Source organism: Methylobacterium sp., from assembly GCF_019750675.1.
Lineage (GTDB): Bacteria > Pseudomonadota > Alphaproteobacteria > Rhizobiales > Beijerinckiaceae > Methylobacterium.
On the sequence record NZ_JAIEOF010000036.1, the window covers coordinates 1 to 6525 of the forward strand.

At 72.3% G+C, this 6525-nt stretch carries 5 protein-coding genes; 1 reads left to right on the plus strand and 4 read right to left on the minus strand.

From position 1 onward, the window contains the following. Positions 1 to 91: 91 nt before the first annotated feature. Positions 92 to 535 (minus strand): DMT family transporter, encoded by a 444-nt coding sequence (locus tag K2X24_RS01940; protein WP_292494167.1) that lies wholly within the window; start codon positions 533 to 535, stop codon positions 92 to 94. 221 nt (positions 536 to 756) lie between these two features. Between K2X24_RS01940 and K2X24_RS01945 the strand changes: the two genes are divergently transcribed. Then, the gene (locus tag K2X24_RS01945; protein WP_292494168.1) at positions 757 to 1362 is read left to right on the plus strand and encodes a biliverdin-producing heme oxygenase; all 606 of its coding nucleotides are present in this window, start codon (positions 757 to 759) and stop codon (positions 1360 to 1362) included. Here the strand turns inward: K2X24_RS01945 and K2X24_RS01950 are convergent. The 3 genes from K2X24_RS01950 to K2X24_RS01960 all read right to left on the minus strand — a co-directional run bounded on the left by K2X24_RS01950 (position 1359) and on the right by K2X24_RS01960 (position 6392). Further along, entirely contained in the window at positions 1359 to 3914 is a 2556-nt protein-coding gene (locus K2X24_RS01950) for an HWE histidine kinase domain-containing protein (RefSeq protein WP_292494169.1), read from the minus strand. The genes K2X24_RS01945 and K2X24_RS01950 overlap by 4 nt on opposite strands. Positions 3915 to 4053: 139 nt before the next feature. Then, the gene (locus K2X24_RS01955; RefSeq protein WP_292494170.1) at positions 4054 to 4335 is read right to left on the minus strand and encodes a hypothetical protein; all 282 of its coding nucleotides are present in this window, start codon (positions 4333 to 4335) and stop codon (positions 4054 to 4056) included. A 68-nt stretch (positions 4336 to 4403) separates the two neighbouring features. Beyond that, the gene (locus K2X24_RS01960) at positions 4404 to 6392 is read right to left on the minus strand and encodes a hypothetical protein (RefSeq protein WP_292494171.1); all 1989 of its coding nucleotides are present in this window, start codon (positions 6390 to 6392) and stop codon (positions 4404 to 4406) included. Positions 6393 to 6525 lie beyond the last annotated feature (133 nt).

The window sequence follows — 6525 nt, forward strand, 5'->3', positions numbered from 1 at the left end:
GGCGGGGGAAGAGGCAAGGATCGATGCGTCGACGCGGAGCGAGGCTTTGCCGTTCCCGACCCCGAAAACAAGCCGCACCGGCCCGGACATCTCAGAACATCGCCACGAGGGCGATGCCGGCGATCATCAGGAGCCCCCCGCAGATGCGCCACAGGCTCACGGGGTGCTGTTCGAAGCCGACCCAACCGAAATGATCGAGGAGGATCGAGGTGACCACCCCGGCGGTGACGAGCAGGCCGAGATACGGCGCCGCCCCGATCCGCTGGGCCACGTAGAGCTGGGAGAGGATGAGGAGCGCGCCCATCATGCCGCCCAGCCAGGCCCAGTGCGGCACCGCCCGGATGTCGCTCAGGGACGGCGGCGCGAAGCGGCCGAGGATCAGGCCGATCGCCAGCAGGGTCGTCGCGCCCACCAGGGAGATGACGATGCCTGCGGCGAAGGGCTGCGCCAGGTTCTTGGCGAGCGTCGCGTTCACACCCGATTGCACGGCGTTGGCGATGCCAGCCATGAGCGCGAGACCGTAGAAGAACCACATGGACGATCCTGGGCAAAGACAATCGGATGAAGAACGCGGCCCACGAAGCGCCGCAGGGGGGATGCGCCCGAATGGTCGAGAGGCCGGACATCGCAGCGTCGTCCCCGCCTGGGCAGGCGCGGCGGTAAAGCCCTTTGCCCGGTCCGTAGATTGGTTATGAACGCAGCGTAGATCGGGCCGCGGCCCTCGGGAATGTGACGGGTCGTGGCATGGACAGGACGATGGCGGCGCCCGCCGGATCAGAGACCGCGGCGGCACGCACCGGCTCCCCCGGAGCGCAGAAGCCCGCCGATCTGCGCTTCCTCCTCCGCGATGCGACGGACGCGGCCCATCGGCGGCTCGATGCCGGGTTCGCGGCGTGGGACCTCTCCCGGCGCGCGGATTACGCGGCGTTCCTCCGGGTCATGGAAGCGGCCTTCGTGCCCCTGGAGCAATGGCTCGATGGAGTCGATCCCGCCTTCCTGCCGCCCGACTGGGGCATTCGTCGCCGTGCGGAAGCCCTGCGCGCCGATCTGATCGGCATCGGCGGCGTTGAAATCCCGAGGTCGACCGCGGCGCTTCGGACCCCCGAGGCCGAGGCGCCCGGTATTCTCTACGTCCTGGAGGGGTCCCGCCTGGGCGGACAGGTGCTGTTGCGGCAGGTTCTCGCCAGTCCGGACCCGCTGGTCCGCGCGCATGCGCGCTTCCTGCGGCACGGCGAGGGACAGCGTCTCTGGGCGAGTTTCGCCGCCTGGTTGTCCGCCCGCCCCGTGCAGGATCACGACGCGGCGGCCCGCGGTGCCCTGCGCGCCTTCGCGCTGTTCGAGGCGGTCCAGACCGCGGGTTAGGCCGCGACGGCGCCTGCTGCCAGCGCCCGGCGCAGGGTATCGGCCGTGTAGGGCTTCTTCACCATCGTCACCGCCCCGAGCTCGGGCGGGATCCGGAAACTTTCGCCGTAGCCGGTGGCGAAGGCGAAGGGAACGCCGAGGGCCGACAGGCGTCGGGCCACCGGCAGGCTGGTCTCCGAGCCGAGGTTCACGTCGAGGAGCGCGAAGCTCGGGGTGGCCGCCTCGATCAGCCGCATGGCGTCGTGCACCGAGGCGGCCATGTCCACCGCTCTGGCGCCCAGGGTAGCGAGGATGTCCTCGGCCTCGAGAGCGATGATCATGTTGTCCTCGACCAGCAAGACCGCTCCCGAGAGGGCCGCCGCTTCGAGACTGTGCACGCTCTCGCGCGGAACCGGCGCGGGCGCAGTCGGGGCGTCCCGGACGTAGCGCGCCGGCACCACGAAGCGGCCGCGCACCCCCGTGAGCTCGTAGCGGATATCCGCCTCCCCCTTGAGCTCGTAGGGGATCGAGCGCTCGATCAGCGTGGTGCCGAAGCCGCGCCGGGTCGGAGGCATCACCGCAGGTCCGCCGCTCTCGTTCCAGTCGATGACGAGCGAATCGGACGGGTCGCGCCGCCACGCCACGTCGACCCGTCCGGCCGGTTCCGAAAGCGCGCCGTACTTGGCCGAGTTCGTCGTCAGCTCGTGGATGACGAGCGCGAGGGTGGAGAAGGCCTGCGGCTCGAGCAGCACGTCGATGCCGTCGAGGACGACCCGCTCGGCGCGCTCGCCGAGATAGGCCTCCATCTCGAGGGCGATGAGATCGCGCAGGGACCCCGGGCCCCAGTTCGTGGTGGTGATCTGATCATGGGCGCGGGCCAAGGCCTGGATGCGCGCGCCGACCACCCCGGAGAATTCCTCGACGCTGTCCGCCCCCGACCGGCTCTGGGCGACGATGCCGCGGATGAGGTTGAGGATGTTGCGCACGCGGTGATTCAACTCCGCGATGAGCAGTTCCTGCCGCTCCTGGGAGGACTTGCGCTCCTTCTCGGCGGAATCGGTCAGCCGCAGGATGACTTCGAGGAGCGTGATCCGCAGGGCCTCGGCGATGCGCAACTCCGCCGCGCTCCAGGGCGCGGACTGGCCGCGCACCACCTCGGTCCAGGCCTCGAAGCTCTTGCGCGGCGTCAGGCGCAGGCCGTTCGGTCCGAGGGTCGCGGGCTTGCTGGGATTCCCGGCCCAGGTCACGGTCCGGGCGATCTCGCGTCGGAAGAACACCAGGAAGTCTCGAGGCGCCCGCGAGATCGGGACCGCGAGCAGCCCGGCCGCCCGCTCGGTGTAGTCCGCCGCGGGCGGGTGGATGTCACCGATCGCATGGGTGGCGAAAGCCCGGCTGGTCGCCGTCCGGTTGAGGAAGCGCACCAGTCCGGTGAATTCCTCGGCCGTCGGGGTCGCGCCCCGGAGGGTGACCTCGCCGTTCACCCAGACGCCGATGCCGTCGCAGGTGACGATGCCGGCGATGTCGTCGAGGAAGCTCGTGATGTTCTCGAGGCTGGTGCCGCCCGAGGCGAGTGCGCCCATCAGGCGATCGTGCAGGGTGCGCGAACTCGCCTCGTAGGCGGCCTCGGCCTCGCGCTCCCGGCTCTCCAGGATCAGCGAGAACATCTGCCCGAAGAGTTCGGCGCCGGTGCGGCGCTCTAGGGAGATGTGGCGCGGTTCGGCGTGATGGCAGGCGAACAGCCCCCAGAGGCGGCCATTGCGTAGGATCGAAACCGAAAGGGAGGCGGCGACCCCCATGTTGCGCAGGTATTCGAGGTGGATCGGCGAGACCGTGCGCAGGGTGCTCATCGAAAGATCGAGGGGCTGGCCCTCCGGATCGCGTTGCGGAATGACTGCGACAGGCGGCGCGTTCACGTCGGCGATGATGCGCAGCCAGTTGCGCTCGTAGAGCACGCGCGCCTGCTTCGGGATGTCGGAGGCCGGGTAGTGCAGGCCGAGATACGGATCCAGGCTGGAGCGGGCGGATTCGGCGATGACGACGCCCGAGCCGTCCGGATCGAAACGGTAGATCATCACCCGGTCGAAGCCGGTGAGCGCCCGCATCTGGCGCACGGCCGCGCGGCAGAACAGGTCGAACCCGAGTGTCTGCTGGATCCGGCCCACCATGCTGCGCACGAGGTTGCCGGCGTTCAGGTGCTCGGAGACGCTGGGTTCGGCCTCGATGACGATGCTGCCGCCCGAGACGTGCAGGGCGATATCGAAGAGGGGGCCCCCGGGCAGCAGGGGCGTGCCGAAGATCCGGTCGATGGCGTCGGGACCGCGCAGGGACTGGAGATGCCCGCGGATCAGGTGGATGGTTTCGGCGTCCAGAAGGTCGGACAGGGGCAGGCCGAGAATGTCGGCCGCCGCGTGGCCGAGCCAGCGCGGCGCGTTCTCGGAGGCCCGGACCACGATCCAGTCCGACGAGACCGCGATGAGGAAGCCGAAGGGCTGGACCGCGCCGAGGATATGGATCGGCTCACGGTCGCAGGACGACAGGTCGACGGTCTCGGGCGGGGCTGGATTATCCGTCATGACATCAATCGATCACCGCGTCCGTCGGCGATTTGCGGGGGAGCCAGAAGGGACAACGACGGAAGGCCGCGAAAGTCTCCCTGATCGGTCCGGGCCAATCGGCTTCGGTCCGCGCCTGTGGCGGAATTGCAACGTGGCCTCACGGGCGGGTGCCCCTGCCCTGCAGGGCCCCGGCCGCGAGGACGGCGCCGACGAGGTAGGCGGCGAGCAGCAGGGCCGCGCATTCGATCCAGGCTGCGGCACGCCCCGGGACGATGCCCGCGGCGGCGAGGCCACCGCAGAGGCCGGCGCCCAGGACGAGGGCGAGCGCTCCCCAGCGGGCTGGCCCCGTGCGGGGCAGGCCCGCGAGCCAGCCGATGCCGGCCCCGAGCAGGAGGCTGGCGGCCAGGGCCGGCCAGAGCATGGTCGCCAAGAGGATCACGGGTCTCGCCTCGGTTCTGGGATGGGGCGCGGATGCGGGGGGGCCGGTTTCCCGGCGGCGAGCCAAGCTCAGGGGCGTGCGACGGGCGCGAGGCCGACGCCCTGGTCGGCGGGGCGCGCGGTGCCCAGCGGTGCCACCGCGACCTGTTCGGGGCGCAGGCCCGCCTGGAGCAGGTACTCGGCAACGACGAGCGCCCGCTGCTGCGGCAGGTCGGGTGCCGGTTCGGTTTTGGCGGCTTCCGGCTTGGCCGGATCAGGTCTGGCCGCATCAGGTTTGGCGGTCTCGGGTTTGGCGGGCTCGGCCTTCTTCGCGGCGGCTTTCACCGGCGGCTTGGACGCCGGTTTGGCGTCCGCAGGCCTGGGCGCGGAAGGTTTACCCGCCTCCAGGGATGCGGTGCTCTCGACCGCCGCGTCGACGGCCGGTCTCGGCGCGGGCGCGGCTCCGGCGGGGTCGGCATGGCCCGTGACCGTCAGGCGCAGGGACGGACAGGTCCGGGCGAGGCCGGCCAGGGCGTCGAGGCTTGGGTAGAAGGCGGGCTTCAAGGTCGCACTGCCGGGCGCGAAGACCGGGCCCGGTCCCTTCAGGCCGGCATCCAGGGCCTGGGCGCAGGAATCCGGCGTCCGGGCCGGGGTTTCCCCAGGGACGGTCACGGCGATCTCGGCGCGCCACCCCTCCGGCAGCGCGGCCGGAAGGTCCTCCCGGATGCGCCGGGCGGTCTGGGGGTAGAGGCTCTCGCCGCTCAAGGTCACGGAGCGGTCGGCGATCCGGACTTCGCCGCGCGCCAGCAGGGCGAGGGGAGCGGCAACGGCCGTCAGGGCGCGGGCGAGGGTGTCCGGCGCGCCCTGGCCGAGGCGCGTGCGGTCCACGAGCCGTTCGCGGAACAGGCGCGGCCGCAGGGTTCCCAGAAGAGCCTCGCGCGTGGCCGCATCCGGCAGGTGCCCGGTCAGGGTCACGGCGTCCGCCTCGCGCCGGAGCCCGACCCGGTAGGGAGAGAGCGGCCGGGTGCCGAGGGTGACCCCGCCGCGCTTCAGGCCCGCCGGAATCGCGTCGCCGATCAGCGCCTCGATCTCCGGAATGGCCTGGGCGTCGAGGGCGATGCCGTTCAGGGTGACGGCGGAATCCGCCACGGTGACGCTGCCCTCCTGCATCAGGCCGGCGAGTTGCAGGGCGAATCGCGCCATCGCGGCCGCGTCGATCTCGGGCGGCAAGCCCCGCGCGGTGCGCGTCCGGTCCACGATGCGGCCCGTCTCGGAGATCTGGGCCGCCTGCTCCCGGATCGCGCTTCGCGCGGCCTCCGAGACCACGTAGCCCGAGAGGTCCAGGCCGCCGCCGGGCGGCCGGGTCACGACGAAGCGAAAGTCCGCCACCGCGGCGGGGGCGATCTCGACCCGGCCGAGGGTGTAGCCGACGGGCGGCGCCGCGAGGGCGGCGCGCAGGGCTTCATCGTCGGCGACGGAGGCCGCCTCGCCGGCGACGGAGAGGCGCAGATCCTCCAGCATCACCCGGCCGCCGGGTGCCAGCGCGCGCAGGCGGGCCAGGGCGTACGTCGCGGCGGCGGAAAAGTCCGGCGGCGCCCCGAGGGCGGCGCGGGTGCGGTCGCGCAGGGCCGTGCCCGGCTCCAGGGCGGGCGTCAACCGCTCGGCGAGGGCGCCGGTGCCGATCTCCGCCGGACGGGATCCCGTGAGGTCGACGCCGTCCCGGGTGCGCGTCGCGACCCAGACGAAGGGCGCCGCCAGCTCGACCACGCCGACCGGGCCGACGAGGCGCCGCACGCCGTCGAGGCGTGCCAGGCGGTCATGGGCGGCGTCGCGGGTCGCGGCATCCGGGGCCTCGCCGGTGACGACGAGGTCGCGGCCCTCCGCCGTGACGCGCAGCCAGGGCTCGGCCCCGGGCTCCGCCACCACCCGCGCGACGGCGTCGGCCTCGCGGGCCAGTCGCGTCTCCAGCCGGGGTGTCACCCAAAGGGCTGAGGCGGCAAAGATCAACGCGAGGCCGGGCAGGCCGGCGGCCCAGCCGATGCGGCGGCAGCGGTCTCGAAGGTCGAAGGCGGCGGGCACGTCGGGATCCGGTAGCGGCAGGGCGATCCTGCGCGGCTCGCGCTCGCCCCCGTTGCACCACACACCCGCTTCACGGCATCTTGAAGGCCGAGACCGGCATCCGCCTCGGCTCGACTCTCCTGGCTCGGGGGCG

Coding starts and splice junctions, on each gene's coding strand:
- K2X24_RS01945 (WP_292494168.1), top strand. CDS start 757: ATGGCGGCGCCCGCCGGATCAGAGACCGCGGCGGCACGCACCGGCTCC.
- K2X24_RS01950 (WP_292494169.1), bottom strand. CDS start 3,914: ATGACGGATAATCCAGCCCCGCCCGAGACCGTCGACCTGTCGTCCTGC.
- K2X24_RS01940 (WP_292494167.1), bottom strand. CDS start 535: ATGTGGTTCTTCTACGGTCTCGCGCTCATGGCTGGCATCGCCAACGCC.